The organism is Parendozoicomonas haliclonae, assembly GCF_900174585.1.
Lineage (GTDB): Bacteria > Pseudomonadota > Gammaproteobacteria > Pseudomonadales > Endozoicomonadaceae > Sansalvadorimonas > Sansalvadorimonas haliclonae.
In genome coordinates this window covers 116,426-142,775 of record NZ_FWPT01000010.1, presented here as the reverse complement: position 1 = coordinate 142,775, position 26,350 = coordinate 116,426, and the positions used below count along the sequence as shown (strand labels likewise).

The window sequence follows — 26,350 nt, the reverse complement described above, 5'->3', positions numbered from 1 at the left end:
ATAGCATCCTGCCAAGTGTCAGCGCATTCGACAGTGGATACCGGCGGAAAGTTCCCGATTACCGGCACCCTCTGATTATTGAGAAGCGAGCTCTAAAAAGGACTCTTAGAAGGATTCAATAATTTCGCCATCATCCCCCAGCTGTTCCGGATCAGCCATCAGCAGAGGCTCATTGGCCAGATCAAAGCTCATCAGTTCCGTATCAATGGAAAACCATTGTTCCAACAGTTCAGCATCCAGTGCATCCGGCCACAAAGAGATATCAATACACCAGGCACCCAGTTCATTCTTCAGCATGGCCGGCGCGTGATTCAGGACTGCCTCAACAAAATCCTGTTCACTGTTGGCTTCCGGGATCAGGTAGACAGAACCGGTCTGCTCCAGCTGCTCCCGCAGTGCCTGAAGTTCATCCGCATCAGCCGCGACACTACTGGCACACCAATCAATAAAAGCCGGACGGGCACGCAGACGAAGAGCAGAACGATTCAATATTTTCATCAGGCAGGTTCTCAGCAAAAACGAGACGATAATAGAAAGCGAACAAATAAAAAACCATCATAACCAAGCCTGTACAAACAATACGTTAAATCCAGCCCAGCGCATTCAAGCTCTCATACACAACGGCTCCAAATACCATGGCAGATAGGTGAAGCAGTTCGGATTCCCACCCCAATATCGGGTAAAAAACGATCATTGATCCCGCCGCACTTAGAAAAGAGAGCAGGTAATTAACCGTTTCTGATCGTTCCCGAATGTCATGAAAACGGTGAACAAAATCCGCCAAAGTGTAACCACTCATACCGCACCAAACACCAGACCAGCCATAACTGCCCGCCAGAGCCAAACCAGACTGTAAAAAAACACCAAATAAGAAAGCGTGCTTCCATTCAGGCTCTGACACCGATATCCCCTGAAACTCATTTCGCAGTGAGCGAGCCCACCAGGGCTGCATAACCCCGCTTAGGGCAAAAGCATTGATGCCATTAAAGGTGGCGGTATTTCCCTGGGCAAAAAGAGGGGGAGGGATAAGTCGGGGAAATCTCTGCGTCAAGGTATAAAGCCCAACACCAGCAGCAAGGGAGACAGGAAACAATACCGACTCCAAGTAGGGATTGGAGCGAGATGTCCTTTTAATCTCTCTTTCAATGCGGCCTTTGAGGGATTGAAACTCTCTGGACAGGGACTCGATCAATTTCGGAGACATGTCGATTTTATCAATCTTATCCAGCTCAACAGCCAACTCTCGAATACGCTGGGGAATCTCGTCAGGCAGTAAAGACGATGTGTTATCGGCAAACGAGAAAGGAACCACCATTACAGCAAGCAGAACATACAACCTCAGCTCTTTACACATGCAAACTCTTCTTCCCCATACAAGAGTTCATAAACATAGCTGATAAAATGAAACATTCGTGCCAACAATTGTTACCGGTAATGAACGCGTGTAATCACTCTACTCCACTGACCGAAATATCTCTTGTTCACCATAAAAAATCCAACAGCTATATCAGCCAGCGCAGACTGCACTGTCATTCCAGCCAAATCGTTCCAGCAAGGATCCGAACACATCATCAACACCGGCACAAATCACCAATCGTTCCCCGGTCACCGGGTGGCAGAAGATCATCTCCTTGCAGTGAAGAAGCAGACGATCTGCATCAAGGTTTTCGGCAAAGTAACGGTTATGGTTGCCTTTACCATGTTTTGCATCACCGATAATCGGATGCGCGATATGCTTCATATGCCGGCGAATCTGATGTTTGCGCCCAGTGATGGGATGAGCTTCTACCAGTGAATAACGACTGGCCGGATAACGATCAATCTGTACCGGTAGCTCGACGGTCTGCAACCGGCGATATTCAGTGATAGCTTCCTGGGGAGGCTTATCCTGCTTAGCTTTCTTATCAGCAATTTTGTCCAGCTTTTCCTTCAGGGCATAGTCAATAACACCTTGCTCCGGGGGAATGCCACGCACGACCGCCAGATAACTTTTCCGGACATCATCCTGCGCCTGAAACTTCTCCCCCATCAACCGGGCTACCTCCGGTGAGAGTGCCAACAGCAGAATACCAGAGGTTGGCTTATCCAGACGGTGTACCGGATAAACATATTGCCCAATCTGATCGCGAACAATCTGCAGAGCAAAGCGGGTTTCGTGCCGATCAATCATGGAGCGATGTACCAGCAGACCAGAAGGTTTATTCACCGCAATCAAATGCTCATCACGATAGAGCACTTCAAGGGTTTCCTGGACAGGCGCTTGCGCTTCTTCAATGGAAGACGGGGTTTCTACAGCAGACATTCAGATAGCCAAAAGACAGGAGTGCGCTCAATAATAATTCAAACAGGATTTCTTTCGCTATTCCCTGTATCTTTGCCGCTTTCAAAGACCTGCGACACGATCCCCGGCTTATGGCTGCCAACGCTCCCGAAATCCTTCTGCTTAACAAACCTTTTATGGTGCTCTGCCAGTTCACCGATAACGAAGGCCGCGCCACACTGGCTGACTATATCAAGCGCCCCGGCGTGTATGCCGCCGGCCGTCTGGACCGTGACAGCGAAGGTCTTCTGCTGCTGACCAACAACGGCAAGGTGCAAAACCGTATCAGCGACCCTCGCCACAAGTTGGAAAAAACCTATTGGGTACAGGTGGAAGGTATTCCGGAAGAGAGTGATCTCGATAAGCTTCGCCAAGGCGTCACCCTGAATGATGGCCCAACCCGCCCGGCTAAAGTGCGACGAATGGACACACCTGATATCTGGGAACGCAACCCGCCTATTCGGGAACGGGCCAATATTCCTGATTGCTGGCTGGAAATTAAAATCAGTGAAGGACGTAACCGCCAGGTTCGACGAATGACCGCCCATATCGGTTTTCCCACGCTAAGGCTGGTACGTTATGCCATTGGTGACTGGACGGTCGATGATCTTCAGCCCGGAGAATTCAAAACCCTGCCGGCACCGTTGGAACTGACCAAGCCTCTATCGACAAAACCACGGACTCCCAAACAACAGTCTCCTAAAGCGAAAGGGGGAAGGCCTGCTTCCAAACGTCCTTTCTCTGCAGCAGGTAAACCCGGTAAACCCCGGGGAAGGCGTTAATCCAGCAACAGCATCAGCAAAAAGCTGACAGTAATCACCAAAGTCAGCAGACGATCGAACCAACCACTGTTGCGCAGTTGAATCATCATCACTTCACCATTGCTGGGCCTGCGAGCCTTGCCCAGCAATGGCCAAAGGTTGGCCTGCAAACTCTCTCCTGGAAACAACCGGTATTCCGGCGAACCCAGTGGGACAACCATCTCACCAATAATCAGCTGTCGTTCATTGAACAGCACCATCTCGCCCTGCCCGGCTACCTGCCGCCCATGATGATCTTCAATCACAATCGTCTCACCACAGATACCGATCCGCTTTTTACCACCAAAGTACACGGTTCTGATCATAAGGATCATCATCCCGGCCACAGCCACAAGGCAGGACATCATCGAGAAATTATTTTCCCGGATGATAGAAGGCATCATCATGGCAAAAACCGCTATCAACATAACGCCGACAAACACCACAAAAGCCAATAGCTTACCGGTATTTGCTTCTATCCAGAGGATAGGGGTGTCCGCATTTTGGGGAACGGCCACAGTCTGCATGTCCGGCATAGCAGCAGTTTTGCGCATAGCCACAAAGCAACTAAAGAAGAATGAGAACAGCGCCAGTCCGGCCACCAGCAAAGCCATAAGCTCCCAGAAATCACGCGTCTCAAGGTTGGCCTGTAACCGCTGATCCATCGCTGGGTTCACCATATCGACCATACGCTGCCCCTGGGCATCAAAGGTCATAACTCTCTGGGCATAATCTGCTGCCAGCAGCACATCATCCCAAAGGGTAATGGCCAGCACATCACTATCGGAAGGTGTGGCCAGCCTTTCGATAAACTGCCAGTCATGGCTGTATCGGTAGATACCGCCTTGATCCATGCCATTGCTTTTCTGCAGCACAAACCAGCTGTCAGAACTTTTCACGACCTGAATGGGCCAGATATCACCGGCCTCCCGAGCCACGGCCGGTTTCACCAGATGCTCTTCCAGCACCTGTCCGAAACGCCCTTGCTCCGAAGCCAGCCTGACAACCCGATGATTATTGGTATCCGCCAGAATCAGCTGACCATTGATCCATGCCAGCCCATTAGGAAACAGTAAATCCTGCCCCACCGAATTGATGGCTATACCATTGGTGCCATAATGCACAATGCGGTGACGGCCGGTATCCACCAGATAAAAATCGCCTTCACCTTGCCCTTCCAACAAACGGAAAGTGCGGGGAGCAGCAACTGGTTGATCACCGCCCACCAGCTCATCGCAGTGGGACACCTGCCAGCGACAGACTTGCAGCCAGCGGGCATGCTCTTCATCAGTGCCTTCAGGACTGAGGCGCAGGAATGTCCGCAACTCCTCCCAGAACGAATACTCTTTTCCCTGGCGGGATAGTATGAGTCGCCCCTGATCCAGTGGCAGAAAATCGCCATAGTCGCTATCTAGGCTGTTGCGCTCGATTGCTACATCCAAGGTGTCTGGTGAAGAGAACACCAATAACTCACGCCCCATATCCACCCAGAGCCGATTGTCTTTATCGACTTTCAACATTCCCGGGGCGTCAACAGTTATGGCTCGCTGGTTCAGACTGACCCAGGACACCAGCAACAGGCCAAACCAACTTAAAATAAGAAACGTGGCTAACGGGGACAGATGGATATCCGCAGAACGGGAGGAAGAACGCGACATGTGTAACAGCCTTATAATTATTGTGCGCAGAACGGCTTATAGCTGCAGAGCCTGTGATTATAACCAGTCACCCTTTGACGTGTAAGTACATACAACTCTTACATCTGCTTGCCCCATAATTCGTTCAACCCTCCCATCCCCAGAAAATTAAAAGTTGCATGGGCACTGGCAGACGCTTCCAGCCCGATATAATGAGACAGACTGCCGTACAAGAACCCTGACATTCCAGCCATGGCAGACTGCCAGCCGGAAGGTATGGGATTGCGCAAATGAGCCAGCCCGAACATGACTGATGTTGTAGTCAAGGCCAGAACAAAAGCTCTATTTGCGTATTGACCCACGCGACATTGCTTCAGAACATAAAACCCGGTGTGATAGAAAAGGTTCTGTAAAATTCCCCGAAAGACAAACTCTTCTTCAATCCCTCCGAGTGCTGATTGGCAAGCAGACAGTTCCAGCCCCCCCGTCAACGCATGCTTCTCCAGTCGGCTTCCACACAACCACTCCATAGTGAAAAGTGTTAAGCCGGTGACTGAATAATCAACCAGACCGACATAGCATCCTAGAACACAGCCAAGTGTTTTTTTAAGGAGATAGTTTTGAACACACTCCTGCTTATTCACTGTGAACGAACGCCAGCTGTTTTTCTGGCCACGGCTATTTTCCTGTGCCGTTACGATCTTTATCTGCACGGGTTTGGCCTGTACTGGCTTAACCGGTGCAAGAGTCATTCCGCTCATATTGTTCTTAACCCACCGATACGTTGAAGTATTGGCGTTGGAACCATGCCCAGCGGAAATAGTTCCTTATGCTCTGCTGGCATTACCTGTTTTTGATTAGACGCTTAAATTTTGTAACCCGATTCCAGTTGACATGCGCGCGCAGGGTCTTAGCATGCACTTCACCACCAACCACGATGAGTGAATGATGAAAAGACTTGCTATGGTATTGGCAGTATTTATGGCCTTTACCTTTTCCATGGCGCCAACTGATGTTTACGCCAAGAAGTTTGGAGGCAGCAAATCCTTCGGCAAATCCTTCAAAACTGCGCCATCCCAGCAAACGCTGAAGGCTCAGCCATCCAACAATCAAAGTGCCACCCGTAACCAGAACCAGACCAACAATCAGGCAACCAATACGGCCCAGAAGAAGAAAGGGCTGTTTGGCGGCATGGCCGGTGGTCTGCTGGGCGGCCTGCTGGCCGGCACCCTCATTGGCTCATTGCTGAGTGGCGGCGGCTTTGGCGGTATGGGCTTTATGGACCTGCTGATCTTTGCCGGTCTGGCCTTCCTGGCCTTTAAACTGTTCAAAGCGATGCGCGGACGCAGCCAGGCACCAGCCAGCAGTCAGTGGCAATCCCAGCCGGGCGGCTTCCGTCAGAGTGATTTTGAGCAACCCGCTCAGAACACCAGCAACGATTTCCGCTCCCAGCCGGAACAGAAGCCAGATGCCCAGTTTGGTGATGGATTCCGCTCCAATGGCTTTGAACAGCCAGCAGCCCAGCCTGCGGCACAGGGCTTTGGCAGCGAAGCCAACAACAATGATGTGCCTTACAACCTGCCACCAGACTTCGATATGAACGGTTTCCTGCGTCGCGCCCGCGACCATTACCGTTCCATTCAGGAAGCCTGGAACAGCGGTGATATGAGCACCATCCAGGAATATGTGTCTCCGGATCTGTACGAGCACCTGGCTAAGGAACGTGCCGCCATGACTGGCGATCAGCACACTGAAGTGATGTATGTGGATGCAGAAATCGTCCGTGCCGATTACATCATGGGCAAAGCGGAAGTCAGCCTGCGTTTCAGCGGCCGCTACCGCGACAATGTTGAGCGTGTGGAAGAAGAGATTACCGATATCTGGCATCTGGAGCAGAGTCGCTCCGGCGCGCCATGGCTGATTGTGGGTATTGAATACGCCAACAGCTAAACTGATGTTCTAAACAGAAAGCTGGACTCTCAAAGTTAGAGTCCAGCTTTTTTTTGTGCTGGCAATTCGGCCAGAGAATCCAGTATCGGACAGTCGGGGCGATCATCGCCATGGCAGCAGGAGGCCAGCTCTTTCAGGCTGTCACGCATGGTCTGCAACTGGTTAATCTTGTTTTCGATATCTTCAATACGGGCCTGTGCCAGCGCTTTCACATCGGCACTGCGGCGGTTATCGGTTTTATACAGCCCCAACAGTTCACCGCACTCTTCCAGAGTAAAACCCAGCTCCCGGGCATGGCTGATAAAGCGCAGTTCCCGCAAATGTTTGTCATCATAACTGCGATAACCGTTTTCCAACCGCGATGCCGGAGACACTAACCCAATACTCTCGTAATAACGGATGGTTTTAGCGGTCAGCCCGGTTTCCCGGGCCGCTTTGGCAATATTCATCTGGCTTTCCAGACTCCTTGAAAGTCAAACAATGAAACCATGCCGGAGTGATGATGGGTAGGCTTTGCTACTAGTGCGCCGCAGGAACCCGCCGGTAGGTTTCTTCCATTTCTTCCGGCGCAATACCATAACCGGAACGGGTCAGATAACCATTACGAAAGACACGCATGCCTTCCGGGCTCCAGCCCACATGAATCAAGGCCGTCTCTCCATCTTCTGAGCCCAACAGACGTAACACCTCATCATCAATCAGAATGGCGCGGATTACCGCTTTGCGGGTAAACGGTTTGAATGTGCGATTACTGGTTGGCAAAGCGCCGTAGCTTTCCAGCCAGTCCACTTTTTTCACTAGCCACTCATTATAAACACCAGGCACAACCGGCTCGGGGTTCCGGGCGATCACATGATCCTCCCGAATATAATTGATGGTTTCCTGAACCGCGCCACCCTGACCATCAGAGACCTTGGTCGGCAATAACATTCCCACCTCACCGGGAGCCGGAAGACGCCCCAGCGTCGGTGCTTTTTTACGGAACAGTTCAGCCTGGGCAAAGCGTACCATCAGCGCTTCAATATTCTGAAAACGCACCGGTTCGGCCCGGGCACTGACAACAACCAAAGCCAGCACCAGAGCAAAAGCGAAAGGAAGAACTCCGGATTGAAGCGTGAAGGCAATCATTTTCGTAGCGTCCCTGCGATGAAAATAAGGTCTTCAATGAGTATGTATCGTTTTTCCGGGTCTTCCATTAACAATCGTAAGACGAAGGCTTAAAGCGCCGTAACCGATTGGCGTTAGACACCACTGTCACTGATGACAAAGCCATCGCAGCACCCGCCACCATCGGATTGAGCAATACTCCCATCAGTGGGTACAGCACACCAGCGGCTACCGGAATACCCAAGATGTTGTAGATAAAGGCTCCAAACAGATTCTGACGAATATTGCCCATGGTCGCCCGCGACAGCTCGATAGCATCAGCCAGACCATGCAGGGAGGCACGCATCAAAGTAACATCCGCAGCCTCAATAGCGACATCGGTTCCGGTACCAATAGCAAAGCCAACATCGGCACGGGCCAGAGCCGGCGCATCGTTAATACCATCGCCGGTCATACCGACCACTTCGCCCTGCTCCTGCAGCTTGCGAACATGTTGCTCTTTCTCTTCCGGCAAGACCTGGGCATGGAAGGTATCTATGCCGGTTTGTGCCGCCACAGCTTTGGCCGTTTCCGGATTATCACCGGTCAGCATCACCACCTTCAGACCCAGCTTGTGCAGACGCCGAATAGCCTGAGCAGAATCAGCACGTACCGGATCTCCAACAGCCAGCAATCCAGCCAATTGCTGATTTACCGCCAACATAATCACGGTGCGGCCACCGCCTGCCAGCTCATCAATCACATTTTGAGCCTCGGTCAGAGCAATGCCATTGCCAGCCATCAGACGCTCATTCCCCAGCACCACAACCCTACCGTCAATCACGCCCAGAACTCCGGAGCCAGTAACCGCCTGGAAGTTTTCCACTGCACCGATGGCAGCATTCTGCTCTTTGGCCGCTGCCAAAACCGCATCCGCCAAAGGATGTTCCGAGCTTTGCTCCAAAGCGGCAGCCAGAGTCAGAACCTCATCATCGGCAAAGCCGTTAAAGGCACGGATATCCGTGACCTTGGGTCGGCCTTCGGTGATAGTTCCGGTCTTATCCAATACAACCGTGGTCAGCTTGGAAGCAACCTGTAGCGCCTCACCTTTGCGTACCAGCATCCCGAGTTCAGCCGCTTTACCCACACCGACCATAACCGACATAGGCGTAGCCAGCCCCAGAGCACAGGGGCAGGCAATAATTAAAACCGTCACCATCACAATCAAGGCATGGGTCAAGGCCGGTGCCGGGCCAACAAAGAACCAGACCAGCGCCGCCAGCACCGCTATACCAATCACCACCGGAACAAAGATGGAAGCGACTTTATCCGCCAGCCGGGCGATCGGCATCTTGGAATTCTGCGCCTGCTTCACCAAACCGATAATGCGGGCCAGTGCGGTTTCACTGCCCACCCGGGTAGCTTCAATCACAATGGAACCATTGCGGTTCATGGTTCCGGCACTCACGTTGTCGCCAACCTGCTTACTGACGGGAACCGGTTCGCCGGTCAACATGGATTCATCAACCAGGGTTTCACCACCAACAACCGTACCATCAACAGGAATACTGGTACCCGGCAGAATACGCACCTTGTCGCTATGACGAATCATTTCAACAGGAACATCCTGCTCCCCCTCATCGGTCACCAGTCGTGCGACAGGTGCCTGTAGATTCAACAGTCGCTTCAACGCTTCACCGGTCTTACCCTTGCCTTTCAGCTCCAGCATCTGACCAAAGTTGATCAGGCCGATAATCATCGCAGAGGCTTCAAAATAGACATGACGGGCTGCAGAAGGCAGAGCTTCCGGAAACAGAACGACAGCCATCGAATACAGCCAGGCTGAGCCGGTACCCAGTGCCACCAGCGTATCCATATTGGCACTGCGGTTTTTCAGGGAGTTCCAGAAGCCGGTAAAGTAATGCCCACCACTGAACACCAGTACCGCAAGCGTCAACAGACCGACCAGTCCCCAGCCCCACTGGCTAGTTCCCGGTTTCACCATCATCTCACCACCGGCCAGCATCCAGCCCATCAACGGCAGACTCAAGCCAAGAGCCACCAGCGTGTGCCATTTGCGCCGCTGCAGCTCTTTGCGATCACGCTCTTCCTGACGACGACGGTTCTCGCTTTCACTCACGACAATGGTCGCAGTAAAACCGACACCCGCCAGCGCAGCAATCATTTGCTCCTGGGGAACATCGCCTTCAACCCGCACAGTTTTCTCTGCGAGGTTGACCGAACAAAAATGGATGCCATCAACGGCGGACAGGGAACGTTCAATTTTCCCGACACAACCCGCGCAGGAAATCTTGGGCACAGACAGGGTTGTTACCGGCTGCGGGGTCAGGTTTTCTCGGGCTTCAGTGCTCACAACACACTCCCAGACTATCGAATACTGAGGAGCATAACCCTTCCCCTAACTGGAAGGTCAAGCGCTGCGACTTTGTTATCTTCCGATACCAACTGTGTGCGTTAGTAGCTCTGTTGTTTCTGTTATCCGACGTTAGGAACCCGCATAGCTATTTGGGTATCAAATTCGGGAATCAGAGCGCCTGAACTCCCGGAGGACGGAACGATGCCAAAGTCACTCACAGCAACAGCACTGCTCGGCATTCTTGTGAGTGCTACAGCTCTGCCATCACTCGCCAGCACAGAACCTGCCGAGCCGGTTATTAATGTTGAGGTGCGGGAAGATTTATCCCGACTGGGTAAGGACGCGTTCGATCTTGAGTGCGACTACGACGTCTACTTCTATGTCGGTAATGGCAAGGCCGAGACCAAAGCCCGCGCCAATCATACCGATAACGACTTTCTGGTGTTTGATTACTACAACACTCTGAGAGCGATCTACAAACATACTCCTAATGCCCAGGGCACAAAGGTTCCCCATGAGAGCAACAGGCTGCCAAAGAAAACCTATCTGATCCATCGGAACCACAAGGGGACAGCTTACCCCTATTCCATTGCCAGACATGCACCCAATGCAGAAACAGGCGTCGTTCTTTATCACACCAACAGTGAGGGGCAGCCTGTGCGCAAAGACTCAACAATTCTGGTGCCGGGTGGACTGGATACGATGCACGATATTGAAGTCAACCGCATCGTTCAGCGCTGTCCTTTGGATATCCAGCAACTGATTCGGAAAAAATAGCTTATGTTAAAGCCCCTGGTCATAACGCTCATCAGCAGTGTGATTCTGAGCACATCAGCATTGGATCAACAGATCAACAAGGATTCACTTCATGTGTACAGCGAAAGTGATCTGAATCTTGAGGATAAAAATCCCTTCAATATCAGCTGTGATTTCGAGGTTTCATTCTCACGCACCGATAATGATGAAACGTTTGAAAGCCACGCGACTTATACATCCAAGGGTTTTCTGATCTTTGAGCACTATAATACGTCATCTGCCGTATTTGATGCCTCAATTGATTATAAGGGTGAAGAAATTCCAGCCCCACAGAACCGGTTGCCGAGAAGAACTCTGCTGATACATTTTCAGCATAAGGACACCGCCTACCCCTATTCCGACACGAAAATCTCGGCTTACAAAGACGCAGGAAATGCCAATCCAGATACATCAGATATCGACACGCCGCTGATCTCCGAACTGGTTCCGAGCGCATACGACACTCTGGACGACATCAAGATTGAACGGATCAGCCAGCGCTGTCCGATCAAACTTGAAGATGTGATCAATAACTCACAATAAATCGTCGGCAGGCCCCGGACACTTTATCTCAGGCTCTGAAACAAGACAGGTGGCAACTGCGTTTTAGTAATCCATTCTGCAGGTATGGTTTGTTCTGTACCTGAATAGCAGGCTCCCAGTACCGCACCAAGAGTAATGGCCCGGCCACAGGAATCACCACCACAGAGAATATTCTCCCTGATCGCCTGTTCGTAAGATTGTGTGTTCAACAGCAGATGGCAGATCACCACAAAAGAGGCTTCCAGCTGGCAGGCCATCCCCACTTCAGCAGCCACTTCTCTTGAGGTTTTCTCGCTCAAAGATTCCGCCTTGTCGATCTGGGCATCAATAAACGCTCCGGCATTACGGGCAGCCATCACACAAACATAGGGTGAACCGCCCCGCAAGGCACTCTGGAGCATCAATGCGGCAGCCTGTGCATAGAGCACAGCCTGATCATTGTTATTGGTCACCCGAACAGCCGATTCGACCGCCTGGCTGATATCATCTTGATGACCACAATAAGCAATCAATGCCGGAAGATTGGAGAGTGCGGGATTCTGAGTATCATCAGCACCACAACCAGACAACGGCTGCTCCTGCGCCTCCCGCTGGTAGATATTTAACAAAGTGCCTCGGGTGGGGTGGTCGATATAGCCCTGCCACATTCCACCAAAATCAAACCAGTGACGATACGCCTGAATATAGCGCTCTTCCTGATAGTCGCCGGAGGACTGCAGGCTATCGAGCATGGCCGTCAGCTGCGCACCGTAGTGAGACAGGTCTCCAATGGCTTTCCCCTCATGGGCAAAGTAACCCTTGTCGCCATACTCTTCCCGATTGGGAAGGTGGAATTCTGGGTGATCGCCACCATAGCGGGCGATCAAAGACTGGTCATACAACCAATGGAACCCGAGAGCCGCAGCATCTGCGACATAAGCGCCTAACACACAGTGCAAAGCCCTGTTTTCCAGCATGTACATGTCTCCTGATACAACCTTGCAAGACGTCTGTCGCCGGGCCGAAGCCGAATGGTTACCTGACCAGCCCCAGCCTGATTCCGAATCCACGCAGAGAACCATAGAACATAAAGACGGTTTTCATCACTCTCAGGCGCAAACGTTCTCCGAGAGCTGTGTCTTCGTCCGGCTCAAACAGATTACGAATCTGGCGGCTCAGTGCCTGATTATGCTGAAGTTTTCGCTCTGTAGACGAGAGCGTAGTCCAGCGTTTTTCTTCAATAAAATGCCCATAGCTCTGGCCACGCACCAACAGTGCCGATTCCGGCTGGCCAATCTTCTTTCCTTTGGCGGAAACATAACGGATCGCCAGACCAATACGACGATCCTCAGCCCGATTCGGCTCGGAGCCATGCACAATTCGGAAGTGATGGAGAGACATCTCTCCCGGCTGCAGTGCCATAAATACCGACTGACTGTCATCCAGCGCTTCAGCAATAGTCTGCCCACGGGTTAACAGGTTATCTTTGTCGTAAGTGTTTTCCTGACGAAAATCTCGGGTATGCGTCCCCGGAATCACCTTCATGCAACCGGACTGTTCATCACTGACACTCAAAGCCACCCAGGCAGTGACCACATCATCAGCATCCACGCCCCAATAGGCGGCATCCTGATGCATGGAGACAAAGTTGCCTGTACCCGGCTCTTTGATAAACAGATTGGTCATGTAGCAAAGGATATCGGGACCAATCAAAGACTCGACCGCATCCAGCACCGCTGGATGATGAACAATCCGATCCGCCCACTCCTGAATAAGATAGGTTTTATTCAACTCGATCTTGGAGAGCCTTCCCCCACTGCTGGACTCAGCCTGTTCCAGCAAGCCGCGCAACTCAGCCGCTTCTTCAAGGGAGAAAACCGGTAGCGGACACAGGTAACCCCGCTCACGGTATTGTTGAACAAGCGCATCATGTAACCCCGTAGCCACGGTCTGACCACCTAAAGATTCACTCATAGCATCGAACTCTTATTATTTTTCTTAGCGGAATATACCGCCCGCACTTGCCAGATGCACTGGCAATTTCCGACAATGTCCCATTAACAAAAACAGCAATAATAAAACCAGCGTTATGAATCAGGAACGGTATCTCGAGGAAGTTCGCAGACAACTGTCCAGCTATTACCAGCAACTCAAGGCTGGCCATAAGCCTGTGGCTGAGCAGCGCAGCCGTATTGAAGGGTTTATGCAGGCAGGGATTTATATGGGAATCTACAGTGCACCCCAGCGGGATGCCTTGATTGCCGAGGTTCATGAACAGATCTTTGGCATGTCTCTGCGGGAGCGGCAGAAAGTCCACCAGCATCAGTGGCAGGGAGATATTCGCGATTACAGCGAGTATGACTCACCGACAATAAACCGCAGAAGCAGCCGCTGATACAGCGTTGTCAGAGCCACTGACCGCTCGGTTATCCAAACCTCTGCATTATGGCTTTCCTGATGATCTAACAGGTGATTTCCCTTTATTTTGGATCAGGACGGTCGCCATGTTTTCTCAACCACCACTCTCTAACGGCCTGACCACACCTGTTGCTACTGCCACTGGCGAAAACTCTGGCGATGAACAAACAAGTATTTCTGACTCCAACAGCATTCAGATTACCCCCCAAAGCCTTGTGGTCTCAGTATTTCAGTTCAGGCTACTGATAATGGCCGAACTGGCCGTAGCTGCCGAGAATCTATCACAGCGCGAAGCGCGTATGATCATCCCCTGCAACCCAGAGAGGGCCTATCTGTTTCTGCAGGGCTATACACAAGATACCATCACCTATAATGCGCTCTGGAACGTAATGGATTTTATTGAGCCCCGAAGAAAGGAAAAAGGCCTGTGCCCGTTCCATAGCTGTAACGCATCTTTCAAAGGAACAAGCAAATGGTCCATCAACGGGCATCTGAGAATTCATGGCGGTGAGTTCCGGCAGGAATCCACCTGTGCCTATATCAAATACCCGGATGAAATTGGTTTGGGATCCCCTGACTTATCAGAAGCTACTGTTCAGCAGTGGATCCCCTGGCACCAACTCCATCCCCTGCAAATGGGTTATGTGGGACCGGAGATAAACAGAGAGTTAGAGCTACACGTACTCCCTCACGAGAGTTAATCAGCGGTTACAACGTCTGTTAGCTCTCCAGCCAGACATCCCGTGCCCAGTGCCAGATAGTCGGCCATTCATCTTCAATCAGCTCACCATCATGGGTCCAGAACCGGACATTGCCATCCTGCTCAATGCAGTAATAACCATCATGCACTTCACAGATCGCAATCAGTTCACGGGGCATACCCAGATCCCAGGCAGTCGCGGTGATTTCCGGCAGATAGGTGTGGGAGTTTTCATCAACAGCCGTGGCCGGTTCGATTGAACCGCAGATAACATCCCCCACTTCCTTGAGGAAAATTTTATAGTCATCCGGCAGATGGATCAGGATCTGCTCCTGCACTGTGATCAGATCATCATCGTCCGGCAAATCCAGCGGGGTGGGTACATCTTCATTACGTTCCCGCAGCAGATCAATGATATCTTCCATTTCGTTAAAACCAGTTCGGTAAAAACGCGCAGTATATTACAACGGCCGGGTTATTGACTGCCTTGCCGGTAATAATAATCAGTAGTCTGGATGCGGGAGTTCCAGTGATCTTCTCCCTTGGACTGTATCAGCGCCTGCATCACCAGCGTCTCTTTCTGGTCTTTGTCTTTGTGCAGCGTGCCGGTCATAGCAACGACATAAGGTGAACCACATCCCTTCATCGTCAGGCTGAGTGCAATGGCATTGCCATTAATGGCCGCGTTCAAAGGCGCCTTATAACCAATACAGTCTCTTGTAGATGCGACGGCTGTGGCGAAAGTGCCTTTTAAGTTATCCCGATCCTGCTTTGACAGCGCCAGAACCGAGCCTCGCTGATTACGCCAGGTACCTGCAAACCGATCAGCATCATCGGCAGAAGACAAGGCTGGCAACAGCAAGGTTGCAACAACCAGTAATAATGAGACTCGCCTTAAAAACCTTTGCATTTCTCTATCCCTAACCAAAACAGATTACGGGATGAGACAATGTAGCTGCTATCCCGCAGGTTTACCTGCAGGCATCAACAACAGCTTTGTAGCTAAGGCTGCCACCAAAAATATCCAGCGCACTGCCAATGGTGATATGGATTTTGTTTTCGCCTGCCTGCCGCACAGCTTCAACATCCTCAAGCGTGGCAATACCACCGGCATAGGTCACCGGGATCGGAGAGTGCTCAGCAAGAAGCTTTACCAGCTCCAGATCAGGCCCCTGCATCAACCCTTCCACAGAAGCGGCATGAACCAGGAATTCACTGCAATAACCGGCCAGCCGGGTCAGTATTTCCTTACTGACCGTGGCTTCAGTAAAGGTCTGCCAGCGATCAGTCACAATAAAATATTGCCCATCACGCGCTTTGCAGGAAAGATCCAGCACCAGTCTGCCCTTACCTGTCACAGCAACCAGTTTGTCCAGACGCTCATAATCAATCCGCCCCTCACGGAAGACATAAGACGTCACAATCACCTGAGATGCGCCCATATCCAGATAGTCCCGGGCATTGTCTGCGGTTATGCCACCGCCAATCTGCAAACCACCCGGCCAGGCACCCAGAGCTTCCCGGGCCGCGTCCTCATTACCTGGCCCCAGCTTGATTACATGGCCGCCCCGCAGGTTATCCTGCGCATACAAATTGGCAAACCAGGCCGGTGAGTGTTTACTTTCAAAGTTCACCTGCGCGGAGTTGTCACTATCAGTCAGGGAGCTGCCGACAATCTGCTTGACCTTGCCATTGTGGATATCGATACAGGGGCGGAATTCCATACATTCTCTCGTTATTTTTGCCAGTACAGGCCCGGTGCTATTTTCCATGGCTTATCTGGATATTGCCAGTCAGCCTGACAATTCAGTCAGGTAAAAAGAGAACTCGCGGGCAAGAAGAAGGCCTAAGAAGTTCTGGCCCAGGGAGGGAAACCCGTGACCCCTATAAGTCGATTACCTACAGAAAACCACATAGAACTCTATGACTTTATCCAAAGTCTCCAGCACATTGCCCGGTCAGATACACCGCATGCGCAGGCTGAGTGGGTCATCAATGGCAAAACCTTCCAGGTAGTCAGTCAGATACATATTGAGGGCCTGACAGGCCTTAGTACACAAGATATCGATATACCCCAGCGCTATCTGCAAGTACTGAGCAAAGTAGAACGTAAACTGACCCACCGGGAAGTGTGCCTGCTTTCCGGAAAATACTTTGCCAGCCAACAGTTCTTCCCCCATAAATTTGCCGATAGGCCCAGGCCACAGCTTGGACACTCGCCAACAACGCCAATCCAGCTGCACGAGTTTTTTAAAGCCTGCTGCATAACCTGCAATAGCTTCCCCCCCAGGACCACAGTCGATCTGACCCAAAACGAAAACATGGCCTCGCTGGCGCAGGAAGTATTAACCACTCATGAACCCTTTTTGCTTGCTGTACTGCCAAGTTTTATAAACCGCTATATCCAATGTGGCTACGATGAACGGCTGTTCCATATTGTGATGGCCCAGAGCTACAGTAATCTTGAGAACTCTCAAGCCCTGGTCAATGAACAAGCCTCACAACGCTGGGTTAGCTGGCTGGCCGCCGGCATTGAACACGCCTTGTACGAACAGCAAGCCACACTACCGAAGTTTTGTAATGCGCTGGAAGCAAAAATTGAACCTTCGGCATTGGTAGATTATGCGGCCTCAAAACAGCTGGAAGACCCAAAGACCATCCAGCTGATCCTGCCTCAACTAATCGGAAGGCTTCGCGCAGATCTGGAGGTATACAAGAGAGAATTGCCGGACCACACCGCTCAACCCAATAAGCAGGCCAAAGAAAAAGAAGAGAAAGCCCAACCAGAAGCTATCGCAATTCAGCCTCTATCCAGCTCTCCCAAACGAAGGGCCAACTAGGACTTACTGCCGATAAGTGGACATATACTGCACTAAAGTCAGTAAAGATTTCAGGCTAACATCCACCGTCGTATTAAACAGTGTGTGTTCCAGCCAGACGCCCGCCAATCCAAAACGCTCAAACATCTCACCATTCACCCAATAGCTGCTGGCCAGATAACGAAAGAATAACCATGATTGTCGACTGGGCGTGTAATAAATATGAGCCGCAGCAAACAGAGAGCTTCCTACAAGACGGGACCAGCGTGAAATAGCGCGCTGCCGGGCGGGCCAGTCATCATTCTCAGTCAGACAACGTTGCAGTAATGTGGATGAACCCCACTGAAATCCGATTCGGAATATCAGCTCTTCCTTCAATGCGGAATACATTGTATGCGTCAGCTTATCCGGCGACAGACTGTTCAATGCGCCAATACCCAACATGGCTAAAGCTTCACTGACACTGGCAATATGTTCAGCACCCCGCTGCGCGTTGGAAGCATTCACCAACCAAGCCATCCGGGCTATGCCGAAAACATCTTTAAACAGCAGGGGCGACAGTAACAACAGCTCCATGGCAATGTACTGGCTCCCCTTTGAGAGAGCCTGCCCCCATCCAGAGTGATTATCAAACCAGCGCCAAAGTATTTGAGAGTACTCGGCATCCTCTGCGGCTAAAATCTGTGCAAGAAGCGCAAAGTCGACCGATTCGGTATCTGCACGATTCACCAGATGATAGGGAAGCCCCTCAGGTGACTGTATCCACAATGGGTAATCGTTATCACGAAAGAAGTGCATAACACTTTCGGGAGGAATGCTGTTCAACAATGAGCCATGGACATTCATCTGTTGAATCCGAGCAGGAGCAAAACCTTCACACAGCCGGTAAAGATCAAGCGACCCGACCTCCGTCACCTTGCCAAGGTAACGGCAGCCTTGTTTATCAAAGTAAACATTGCTGGCTTTGGGTAGAGGATGGAAGTTCGATGCTTCGCTCAAAGCTTCTGCACGAAGCATGGAGCAACCAAGAACGTAGCCGACGAAAAGAAACTGCAGTAGCAGTGTCTTTGGAAACAAGCGCTTCACAGCCTAATCCTGCCTAAAGAGGCTCAGGACTATAGTTTCACGGTAAAAATCCGGCCAATACCGAACAGGGATATTACAAAAAAACACGGGCAGATGAATCGCTTCACCTGCCCGTGACACATTTACAGTCAATGATTACAGCCTGCTTCAGGCTGAATCCTTGCGGCTGATATTACAGAGCTGCTTTTATTACAGAGAAACAACCGCATCCAGAGCGATAGTCATCATCTCGTTGAAAGAGATCTGACGGGCTTCTGCGTCCAGCGCTTCGCCGGTACGGATATGGTCACTCACGGTGCAGATAGCCAGACCGTTGGCACCGAATTCGGCACATACGCCGTACAGGCCAGCGGCTTCCATCTCAACGCCATAGATGCCGTACTTTTCCATTACGTCGAACATTTCCGGATCCGGGTTGTAGAACAGATCCGCAGAGAACAGGTTACCAACCTTAACGGATACACCCTGAGCACGGGCAGCCGCTACGGATTTTTCCAGCAGGTTAAAGTCAGCGATCGCCGCAAAGTCGTGATCCTTGAAACGGATACGGTTGACCTTGGAATCGGTGCAGGCACCCATGCCGATAACCACGTCACGTACCTTTACATCGTGGGAGATAGCACCACAGCTGCCGACACGGATCAGGTTCTTCACACCGTAATCGGTGATCAGCTCCTTGTAGTAGATGGAAGCGGATGGAATACCCATACCGGAACCCATCACGGAGATACGCTTGCCCTTGTACTCACCGGTGTAACCCAGCATGTTACGGACATTGGTCACTTCCTTTACATTTTCCAGGAAGGTTTCAGCGATGTACTTGGCACGCAGCGGATCGCCTGGCAGCAGTACGCTTTCTGCGAAATCACCAGCTTGAGCATTGATATGAGGAGTAGCCATAATAAATCCTCTTTGGCAGGGCAGAAGGGAAATCCAGAAATACCCTGCACTTGTCGTTAAATCAGAGAGCCAACAAAGCCGACAGACAAAATAGGCCGGCCAATAATCAATATCAGGCAGTAATCTGCTTCAGGAAGCTGGTACCGTATTCCAGCTTCGGCAGATCAAAGTGTTCCGCCAGGGTCTGACCAAGATCCGCGAAGGTATCGCGCTTACCCAGATCAACAGCATTCACGCCAGGACCGGCAAAGATTACCGGCACATGTTCACGGGTATGATCAGAACCGTGCCAGGTTGGATCACAACCATGGTCGGCAGTCAGCACCAACAGGTCACCCGGCTGCAGCTTTTCTACCAGCTCTGGCAAACGGGCATCGAACTCTTCCAGACCAGCGGCATAACCCGGCACATCGCGGCGATGCCCCCAGGCGGAGTCAAAATCTACGAAGTTGGTAAATACGATGGTGTTGTCACCTGCCGCATCCACTTCTGCCAACGTGGCATCAAACAGTGCGTTAAAACCGGTGGCCTTAACCTTTTTGGTAATGCCCTGATTGGCGAAGATATCAGCGATCTTGCCGACGCTGACAACCTGACCACCCTTCTCTTTCATACGATCCAGCAGGGTTGGTGCCGGAGGCAGTACAGAGTAGTCCTTGCGGTTACCGGTACGGGCAAAATCATCCGGGGAACGGCCGATAAACGGACGCGCAATCACCCGGCCGATGTTGTAATCATCCAACAGACCGCGGGCAATTTCACAAAGCTTGTAGAGGTTGTCGAGACCGTAAGTCTCTTCGTGACAGGCAATCTGGAACACGCTGTCCGCCGACGTATAAACAATCGGCTTGCCGGTACGCATATGCTCTTCACCGAACTCTTCGATGATGGTGGTACCGGAAGAGTGGCAATTGCCCAGAACGCCCGGAAGACCGGCTTCACGGATCAGCTGATCCAGCAGTTCCTGAGGGAAGCTGTTGGTCTTGTCCTGGAAGTAGCCCCATTCAAACAGAACCGGTACACCGGTCATTTCCCAGTGACCGCTCGGGGTGTCTTTACCGCTGGACAGCTCAGCAGCATAAGCATAGGCGCCAGCTGTCGCCGGAGCTTCCGCCATGCCGTCGGCACACTTGCCGGTAGAACCCTTATGGGCATGCAGCAGCCCCATGGCGGTGAGGTTAGGAAGCTTCAGGTTTCCTTCACGCTCAACATTGGCACGGCCAGCCGCACACTCTTCAGCGATATGACCCAGGGTATCCGCCCCGGTATCACCAAACTTTTCAGCATCTTCGGTTGCACCAATCCCGAAGGAGTCCAACACGAGAATAATGGCTCTTGTCATTCCTGCTCTCCTGCAGGCCATGTACATTGCGGCACACATCACCTGCTTTTAACCTGTTTTATCCCGGTGGCAATACTTGAAGATGACTTGCCGGGGATAATCGCAGGCATTGGTAGCGATAAATTTGAAGAGTGGGCCGAATCCTTCCTGCCGGAATCTCCGGCTCACTCTTCAAACGTGTCTGTTCCCTATTTTATAAAGCCCAGACGTTTGTTTTTCTTGCCAATTTTTACTATTGCACACGAACAGTGTGTCTATCAGCCAGTGATCCGCTCATACACGATAGTCGGCATTTCATGGCGTTGTTCGGTTACGCTCATGGCCTGATGCACCATCGACGCAGCCTGCTGCCAGCTCTCTTCCGAGTTGGCATGAATCATAGCCAGAGGATCACCAACTGCAACGGAAGTGCCCAGACCGGTCACTTCACTCAGACCGACACTGTAATCCAGTGCGTCACTTGGTGTACGACGACCGCCGCCCAGCGCAACGACTGACAGTCCCAGACTACGGGTATCAATAGCACCGATGAAGCCGGCATGTTCTGCCAGAACCGGTTTGATGATCTGGGCCTTTGGCAGATAGTTATCGTAGTTCTCGACAAAATCTTCCGGACCGCCCAGTACATTGACCATGTAGCCGAAGATATCAGCCGCACGACCATCTTTCAGACAGGCATCCAGCTTCTGACGGGCTTCATCAAGATCTGCGGTGACATTGGCAGAAACCAGAACATCGGCAGCCAAAGCCATCGTCACTTCGTACAGACGCGGGTTGATCTCTTCTCCCCGCAGGAAGCGCACAGCTTCGCGAACTTCAAGAGCGTTACCGGCACTGTTGGCCAGACACTGGTTCATATCAGTCAGCAGGGCAGAGGTTTTCACCCCGGCACCAATCGCCACACCAACAATACTCTCAGCCAGCTCACGGGACTTCTCGTAAGTTGGCATAAAGGCACCACTGCCGACCTTAACATCCATCACCAGCGCATCCAGACCTTCGGCCAGTTTCTTGGCCAGAATGGAAGCAGTAATCAGATCGATAGATTCCACGGTCGCGGTCACATCACGCACGGCATAGATATGCTTGTCAGCCGGTGCCAGAGAGCTGGTCTGGCCGACAATCGCCACGCCACACTCGCGGACCGCCTTGCGCAGCAGTTCTTCGCTGACACTGGTCTGGTAGCCAGGAATAGCATCCAGCTTGTCCAGCGTACCGCCGGTATGGCCAAGACCACGACCGGAGATCATTGGCACAAAACAGCCGCAGGCGGCCAGCATAGGGCCCAGCATCAGGCTGACCATATCGCCAACACCACCGGTGGAGTGCTTGTCGACAACCGGCCCCTGCAAACCCTGATTGTGCCAGTTCAGCACCGTACCGGATTCACACATGGCGGTGGTCAGCGCTACACGCTCATCCAGAGTCATACCGTTGAAGTAGGTCGCCATGGCAAACGCGCCAATCTGACCTTCGGAAACCGTGTTGTTGGTTACGCCCTTGATAAAGGCATGGATGTCCTCGTTGGAGAGCACCAGGCCTTCACGCTTGCGGCGAATCACTTCCTGGGGAAGAAACATCTCAGTAACCCTCGGCTTTCGCGTTCGCGTCGGCGAGACCCAGTTCCTTCAGCAGGTTCATCAGCAGGCTGCTGGCACCAAAACGGTAAGTTTCAGGAGTAATCCAGTCCTGACCCATGATCTCAGCAGCGATATCCAGATGCTCTTTGGCATCAGCAGCAGAACGCACACCGCCAGCCGGCTTGAAGCCAACATTACGACCACTGTCTTTAATTGCCTGAATCATAATACGGGCAGCTTCAGGCGTGGCGTTAACAGGCACTTTACCGGTAGAGGTCTTGATGAAGTCTGCACCTGCCGCGATGGAGATTTCGCTGGCCTTGCGAATCAGAGCCGGATCCTTGAGTTCGCCGGTTTCGATAATCACTTTCAGCAGTACGCTGTCACCACAGGCAGCCTTGGCAGCAGAAACCAGATCAAAACCGATCTGTTCGTTACCGGCGATCAGGGCACGGTAAGGGAATACAACGTCAACTTCGTCGGCACCCAGCATTACAGCTTCAGCGGTTTCGCGGGTAGCACGCTCGATATCATCACTGCCATCAGGGAAGTTGGTAACGGTAGCAACCTTAACGTTGGTCAGACCCAATTCTTTCAGAGTCTTCTGAGCGATAGGAACGAAACGAGGGTAAACGCAGACAGCTGCCGTATTTCCTGCAGCCGTTTGGGAGCTTTTGACGAGATTGATGATCACTTCCGGAGTGTCATCTTCGTTGAGGGATGTATTGTCCATCAGCATAAGGGCAAGTTTGCTGCTGGCAGTCAAATCAGACATAACACTTCTCTCTTGTAGTCCAGTCCGCAGACAATATTGGGCGGCTCTGGCAAAAAAGCAAAGACCGGCAAAAGGTAAGGGCCTTCTGCCGGTTTTCTTCAGGCTGTTGCGGCCGGCTTACGCCATGGCCAGGAACAGACCTGCGATGGAGGCACTCATCAGGTTAGCGAGAGAGCCCGCCAGTACAGCTTTCACACCCATGCGAGCGATGTCGCCGCGACGGGAAGGCGCCATGCTGCCCAGACCACCCAACAGGATAGCGATAGAGGACAGGTTGGCAAAGCCGCACAGGGCAAAGGTGATCACCGCCTGAGTGTGTGGGCTCAGGGTTTCTTTGATCTGTACAAAGTCGATGTAAGCGATGAATTCGTTCATGACCAGCTTCTGGCCGATCAGGGAACCTGCCTGCAGGATTTCACCGGAAGGAATACCCAGGATGAAAGCCAGTGGCGCAAACACATAACCCAGGATCATCTGCAGGGACAGGTTGTCCATGCCAAACCAGCCACCGATGCCACCAAGCACACCGTTAACCAGAGCGATCAGCGCTACGAAGGCCAGCAGCATCGCACCTACGTTAGCCGCCAGACCTAGGCCGCTGGATGCACCCTGTGCCGCCGCGTCAAGAATATTGGCAGGCTTGCCTTCTTCTGCGTCAGCAGCCAGTTCTTCGGCTTTGCTGTCGGTGGTTTCTTCGGTTTCCGGCTTGATGATCTTGGCCATCAGCAGGCCGCCAGGAGCCGCCATGAAGCTGGCTGCGATCAGGTACTGCAGATCAACACCCAGACCAGCGTAACCGGCCAGTACGGAACCGGCAACGGAAGCCAGACCACCCACCATGATGGCGAACAGTTCGGACTGGCTCATGCGAGCGATAAATGGCTTAACAACCAGAGGAGCTTCAGTCTGACCAACGAATACGTTAGCAGTAGCAGACAGGGATTCCGCGCGGCTGGTACCCAGAACTTTCTGCAGGGCGCCACCCAGAATCTTTACCACAAACTGCATGATGCCGAGGTAGTAAAGAACAGCGATGAAAGCGGAGAAGAAAACGATGATAGGAAGAACGTGGAAGGCAAAGACGAAACCGGCGCTGCCCGCAGGGGTACCCAGACCACCCAGCAGGAATTTCACACCTTCACCGGCGTAATTAATGACACTCTGCACACCAGCAGACATACCAGCCAGAACATCCTGACCAAAGCTGGTGTAAAGTACGAACGCTCCAAGACCAGCCTGAATGGCGAATGCACCGCCAACAGTACGCCAATTAATGGCTTTCCGGTTATCCGAGAGAAGGAACGCCAGGCCCATCAAGCAGGCCATCCCCAAAATACTAAATGCAGCGTTTGCCATTTAAATTAACCCCGACTCTTTACAGAATCTTTTTGATACCTGACCTGAACCCCGTCATGGCATACAGCTGCAACGCAGACATACGACGCACGCACAACAACTTGCTCCGAGCAGAACAAAGCTGTACAGAATTCACACAAATGAAATGCGGGCGCTATTCTCTATGAAGAAATGCCGTTCTCGATTGATTCAGATCAAGCCTGTGCTTTTTTGTTCTTAATAAACTGCTAAGTTTTTTTACGTATTTGAGCGCGCAAAAAAGAACCCCCACCACAGGCGTGGCGGGGGTATAATAATCAGGTATCGCTCGCTCAACCCGTCATCCAGCCTGACAAAGAAAACGTCTTTATCGGCCGTCGAGCATGGATTCACCCAAATCCATGCACCACAATGATCAGGTGTTCTGCCGCCCTGAGCAGCAGATGCGGCGCATGTTACCGACTGCCTGATTGAATAAAAAACGCTTTATTTTGCACAGGCATTCGTTTTTTTTGATGATTGGGTCTATTGAGGTTTTATGATCCAAACTGAAGCTCTCCAGATTATTCAAACCGTTGCCCACTTCGGGAGTTTCACAACGGCAGCCAAACACCTGCACAAGGTGCCTTCGGCCATCAGCTACACCGTACGTAAAGTCGAAGAACAGCTTGGCGTACAACTCTTTATAAGAGACAGCCGCCGGGTTGAGCTGACTCCCGCCGGCCTGCACTTTGTAGAAAACGCCCGCCGCATCCTTGATGATCTGACACTGCTCAGCACCAGCACCTGCCAGATCGCAACCGGGGTGGAGAGCGACATATATATAGTGCTGGACAATATTATTAACCAAGGTGCCATCATCCCTCTGATCACGGCGTTTGGGGAAAAATTCCCGGACACCCACCTGCATATCTCTACCGAGGTTTATATTGGCTGCTGGGATGCCCTGTTCCACAACCGTTGCCAACTGGCCATCGGCGCACCGGTAACCATCCCGAATGAAGTTGAAAACCATCCAGCTCTGGAATGGAAAACCATGGGACCGCTGGACTGGAAACTGGTTATGGCTCCCGATCATCCGTTGGCCAGCAGAGATCATGAGACTGAAATCACTCCTGATGAATTAAGCCAGTACACAACCATTGTGGTGGAAGATTCTGCCCGGGTACTTCATCGTGGTGGCGACGATCTGGCCCATTATGGCCACCGGCTCGTAATGCCGAGCTTCCGCCAGGCTCTGGCCTGCACAGCTGAAGGGCTGGGCATCTGCATGGCTCCCAGCCACTTTGCCGACCATATGTTGAGGGATGGCACTCTGGTAAGCCGCCGAGCCCCGGCGCTGGATTACAACCAGAAATGCCTAATGGCCTGGAATAAGGAGAATATGGGGGCAGCCTTAAGATGGTGCCTGCAATGGCTGGGTAATAAGAGGGAACTGAGCAAACAGTGGCTGACTTGTCGCCCGGGGATGGCTCATATTGATATATCCTGATCAAAAGAAGATCAAGGCACAGGATTTATTTACAAAAATAAAAAGCTCGCCTTACGCATTGATTAAACAATACGTGGAGCGAGCTTTTAATGGGAAGCAATCAATCCGAATGGATCAGATAACTTCGATGTTCTCCGCCTGAGGACCTTTCTGGCCCTGAGTGATGGTGAACTTAACACGCTGGCCTTCAACCAGAGTGCGGAAACCGCTACCTACAATTGAGCGGAAGTGGGCAAAAACATCCGGTCCATTTTCCTGCTCAATAAAGCCGTAACCTTTGGATTCGTTAAACCACTTAACGATGCCAGTTGTCTCAGACATACTCTCTTATCCTAATTGCCAATAACATTCAGACCCAGATTACATTGGTTTTGTTACCAAAATGTAAACATCAAGCCAACCTGGAACCTTACCGT

Annotated in this window: 29 protein-coding genes; 8 read left to right on the top strand and 21 right to left on the bottom strand. The window is 51.8% G+C overall.

Annotation, left to right across the window (positions count from 1 at the left end; translation table 11 throughout):
- Positions 1-105 precede the first annotated feature (105 nt).
- The 3 genes from EHSB41UT_RS19370 to truC all read right to left on the bottom strand — a co-directional run bounded on the left by EHSB41UT_RS19370 (position 106) and on the right by truC (position 2,302).
- A complete protein-coding gene (locus tag EHSB41UT_RS19370; RefSeq protein WP_087112514.1) occupies positions 106-498 on the bottom strand; it encodes a hypothetical protein in 393 nt (130 codons plus the stop codon).
- An 85-nt stretch (positions 499-583) separates the two neighbouring features.
- Positions 584-1,354 carry a hypothetical protein gene (locus EHSB41UT_RS19365; protein ID WP_087112513.1) on the bottom strand — a complete coding sequence of 257 codons (771 nt, stop codon included), beginning with the start codon at positions 1,352-1,354 and terminating at the stop codon, positions 584-586.
- 153 nt (positions 1,355-1,507) lie between these two features.
- The gene (truC, locus tag EHSB41UT_RS19360; RefSeq protein ID WP_087112512.1) at positions 1,508-2,302 is read right to left on the bottom strand and encodes a tRNA pseudouridine(65) synthase TruC; all 795 of its coding nucleotides are present in this window, start codon (positions 2,300-2,302) and stop codon (positions 1,508-1,510) included.
- A 110-nt stretch (positions 2,303-2,412) separates the two neighbouring features.
- Between truC and EHSB41UT_RS19355 the strand changes: the two genes are divergently transcribed.
- On the top strand, positions 2,413-3,102 hold the full coding sequence (locus EHSB41UT_RS19355) for a pseudouridine synthase (protein ID WP_087112511.1): 690 nt from the start codon (positions 2,413-2,415) through the stop codon (positions 3,100-3,102).
- Here the strand turns inward: EHSB41UT_RS19355 and EHSB41UT_RS19350 are convergent.
- Complete coding sequence (locus EHSB41UT_RS19350) at positions 3,099-4,778, bottom strand: NHL repeat-containing protein (protein WP_087112510.1); 1,680 nt, start codon at positions 4,776-4,778, stop codon at positions 3,099-3,101. The two genes, EHSB41UT_RS19355 and EHSB41UT_RS19350, sit on opposite strands and share 4 nt — an antisense overlap.
- Before the next feature lie 98 nt (positions 4,779-4,876).
- On the bottom strand, positions 4,877-5,470 hold the full coding sequence (locus tag EHSB41UT_RS19345) for a CPBP family intramembrane glutamic endopeptidase (protein WP_165767341.1): 594 nt from the start codon (positions 5,468-5,470) through the stop codon (positions 4,877-4,879).
- Between the two features lie 232 nt (positions 5,471-5,702).
- On the opposite strand from EHSB41UT_RS19345, the gene EHSB41UT_RS19340 reads away from it, so the two are divergent.
- The gene (locus EHSB41UT_RS19340; protein WP_207626710.1) at positions 5,703-6,707 is read left to right on the top strand and encodes a Tim44 domain-containing protein; all 1,005 of its coding nucleotides are present in this window, start codon (positions 5,703-5,705) and stop codon (positions 6,705-6,707) included.
- 35 nt (positions 6,708-6,742) lie between these two features.
- Here the strand turns inward: EHSB41UT_RS19340 and cueR are convergent, their stop codons facing one another.
- From cueR to EHSB41UT_RS19325, 3 genes are all read right to left on the bottom strand, one after another.
- Complete coding sequence (gene cueR / locus EHSB41UT_RS19335) at positions 6,743-7,156, bottom strand: Cu(I)-responsive transcriptional regulator (protein ID WP_087112507.1); 414 nt, start codon at positions 7,154-7,156, stop codon at positions 6,743-6,745.
- Positions 7,157-7,226: 70 nt separating this feature from the next.
- On the bottom strand, positions 7,227-7,835 hold the full coding sequence (locus tag EHSB41UT_RS19330) for a hypothetical protein (RefSeq protein WP_207626709.1): 609 nt from the start codon (positions 7,833-7,835) through the stop codon (positions 7,227-7,229).
- Between the two features lie 67 nt (positions 7,836-7,902).
- A complete protein-coding gene (locus tag EHSB41UT_RS19325) occupies positions 7,903-10,167 on the bottom strand; it encodes a heavy metal translocating P-type ATPase (RefSeq protein WP_242667363.1) in 2,265 nt (754 codons plus the stop codon).
- A 204-nt stretch (positions 10,168-10,371) separates the two neighbouring features.
- Between EHSB41UT_RS19325 and EHSB41UT_RS19320 the strand changes: the two genes are divergently transcribed.
- Both EHSB41UT_RS19320 and EHSB41UT_RS19315 read left to right on the top strand, forming a co-directional pair.
- The gene (locus tag EHSB41UT_RS19320; protein ID WP_087112506.1) at positions 10,372-10,947 is read left to right on the top strand and encodes a hypothetical protein; all 576 of its coding nucleotides are present in this window, start codon (positions 10,372-10,374) and stop codon (positions 10,945-10,947) included.
- Positions 10,948-10,950: 3 nt separating this feature from the next.
- A complete protein-coding gene (locus EHSB41UT_RS19315) occupies positions 10,951-11,508 on the top strand; it encodes a hypothetical protein (protein WP_087112505.1) in 558 nt (185 codons plus the stop codon).
- A gap of 23 nt (positions 11,509-11,531) precedes the next feature.
- On the opposite strand, the gene EHSB41UT_RS19310 is transcribed toward EHSB41UT_RS19315, so the two are convergent.
- Positions 11,532-12,464, bottom strand: coding sequence for an ADP-ribosylglycohydrolase family protein (locus EHSB41UT_RS19310; protein ID WP_207626708.1), 933 nt, complete (start codon positions 12,462-12,464; stop codon positions 11,532-11,534).
- A 58-nt stretch (positions 12,465-12,522) separates the two neighbouring features.
- A complete protein-coding gene (locus EHSB41UT_RS19305; protein ID WP_087112503.1) occupies positions 12,523-13,461 on the bottom strand; it encodes a phytanoyl-CoA dioxygenase family protein in 939 nt (312 codons plus the stop codon).
- A gap of 115 nt (positions 13,462-13,576) precedes the next feature.
- Here EHSB41UT_RS19305 and EHSB41UT_RS19300 point away from each other — a divergent pair, with 115 nt between their 5' ends.
- Together EHSB41UT_RS19300 and EHSB41UT_RS19295 are read left to right on the top strand one after the other, a co-directional pair.
- Positions 13,577-13,882, top strand: a complete 306-nt coding sequence (locus EHSB41UT_RS19300; RefSeq protein WP_087112502.1) for a hypothetical protein — start codon at positions 13,577-13,579, stop codon at positions 13,880-13,882.
- Between the two features lie 109 nt (positions 13,883-13,991).
- The gene (locus tag EHSB41UT_RS19295; protein ID WP_087112501.1) at positions 13,992-14,606 is read left to right on the top strand and encodes a hypothetical protein; all 615 of its coding nucleotides are present in this window, start codon (positions 13,992-13,994) and stop codon (positions 14,604-14,606) included.
- Between the two features lie 19 nt (positions 14,607-14,625).
- Here EHSB41UT_RS19295 and EHSB41UT_RS19290 read toward each other — a convergent pair whose 3' ends face one another.
- The 4 genes from EHSB41UT_RS19290 to EHSB41UT_RS24515 form a co-directional block, all read right to left on the bottom strand.
- Positions 14,626-15,030: an SMI1/KNR4 family protein gene (locus EHSB41UT_RS19290; RefSeq protein WP_087112500.1), complete on the bottom strand. Its 405-nt coding sequence runs from the start codon at positions 15,028-15,030 to the stop codon at positions 14,626-14,628.
- Positions 15,031-15,080: 50 nt separating this feature from the next.
- Positions 15,081-15,515 carry an avidin/streptavidin family protein gene (locus EHSB41UT_RS19285; protein ID WP_087112499.1) on the bottom strand — a complete coding sequence of 145 codons (435 nt, stop codon included), beginning with the start codon at positions 15,513-15,515 and terminating at the stop codon, positions 15,081-15,083.
- A 61-nt stretch (positions 15,516-15,576) separates the two neighbouring features.
- Complete coding sequence (gene hisA, locus EHSB41UT_RS19280) at positions 15,577-16,329, bottom strand: phosphoribosylformimino-5-aminoimidazole carboxamide ribotide isomerase (protein ID WP_087112498.1); 753 nt, start codon at positions 16,327-16,329, stop codon at positions 15,577-15,579.
- Between the two features lie 234 nt (positions 16,330-16,563).
- The gene (locus EHSB41UT_RS24515; protein ID WP_133060583.1) at positions 16,564-16,785 is read right to left on the bottom strand and encodes a hypothetical protein; all 222 of its coding nucleotides are present in this window, start codon (positions 16,783-16,785) and stop codon (positions 16,564-16,566) included.
- Positions 16,786-16,926: 141 nt separating this feature from the next.
- On the opposite strand from EHSB41UT_RS24515, the gene EHSB41UT_RS19270 reads away from it, so the two are divergent.
- Complete coding sequence (locus tag EHSB41UT_RS19270; RefSeq protein WP_087112496.1) at positions 16,927-17,445, top strand: hypothetical protein; 519 nt, start codon at positions 16,927-16,929, stop codon at positions 17,443-17,445.
- Positions 17,446-17,448: 3 nt separating this feature from the next.
- Here EHSB41UT_RS19270 and EHSB41UT_RS19265 read toward each other — a convergent pair whose 3' ends face one another.
- The 6 genes from EHSB41UT_RS19265 to EHSB41UT_RS19240 all read right to left on the bottom strand — a co-directional run bounded on the left by EHSB41UT_RS19265 (position 17,449) and on the right by EHSB41UT_RS19240 (position 24,463).
- Entirely contained in the window at positions 17,449-18,510 is a 1,062-nt protein-coding gene (locus EHSB41UT_RS19265) for a CPBP family glutamic-type intramembrane protease (RefSeq protein WP_087112495.1), read from the bottom strand.
- Positions 18,511-18,699: 189 nt separating this feature from the next.
- A complete protein-coding gene (gene deoD / locus EHSB41UT_RS19260; RefSeq protein ID WP_087112494.1) occupies positions 18,700-19,410 on the bottom strand; it encodes a purine-nucleoside phosphorylase in 711 nt (236 codons plus the stop codon).
- Between the two features lie 112 nt (positions 19,411-19,522).
- A complete protein-coding gene (locus EHSB41UT_RS19255) occupies positions 19,523-20,752 on the bottom strand; it encodes a phosphopentomutase (RefSeq protein WP_087112493.1) in 1,230 nt (409 codons plus the stop codon).
- 257 nt (positions 20,753-21,009) lie between these two features.
- Positions 21,010-22,332, bottom strand: a complete 1,323-nt coding sequence (deoA, locus tag EHSB41UT_RS19250; RefSeq protein WP_087112492.1) for a thymidine phosphorylase — start codon at positions 22,330-22,332, stop codon at positions 21,010-21,012.
- A 1-nt stretch (position 22,333) separates the two neighbouring features.
- On the bottom strand, positions 22,334-23,107 hold the full coding sequence (deoC, locus tag EHSB41UT_RS19245; protein WP_087112491.1) for a deoxyribose-phosphate aldolase: 774 nt from the start codon (positions 23,105-23,107) through the stop codon (positions 22,334-22,336).
- A 117-nt stretch (positions 23,108-23,224) separates the two neighbouring features.
- Complete coding sequence (locus EHSB41UT_RS19240) at positions 23,225-24,463, bottom strand: NupC/NupG family nucleoside CNT transporter (protein ID WP_087112490.1); 1,239 nt, start codon at positions 24,461-24,463, stop codon at positions 23,225-23,227.
- 517 nt (positions 24,464-24,980) lie between these two features.
- Here EHSB41UT_RS19240 and EHSB41UT_RS19235 point away from each other — a divergent pair.
- Positions 24,981-25,934, top strand: coding sequence for a LysR substrate-binding domain-containing protein (locus EHSB41UT_RS19235; protein ID WP_087112489.1), 954 nt, complete (start codon positions 24,981-24,983; stop codon positions 25,932-25,934).
- A gap of 114 nt (positions 25,935-26,048) precedes the next feature.
- On the opposite strand, the gene EHSB41UT_RS19230 is transcribed toward EHSB41UT_RS19235, so the two are convergent.
- Entirely contained in the window at positions 26,049-26,255 is a 207-nt protein-coding gene (locus tag EHSB41UT_RS19230; RefSeq protein WP_087112488.1) for a cold-shock protein, read from the bottom strand.
- Positions 26,256-26,350 lie beyond the last annotated feature (95 nt).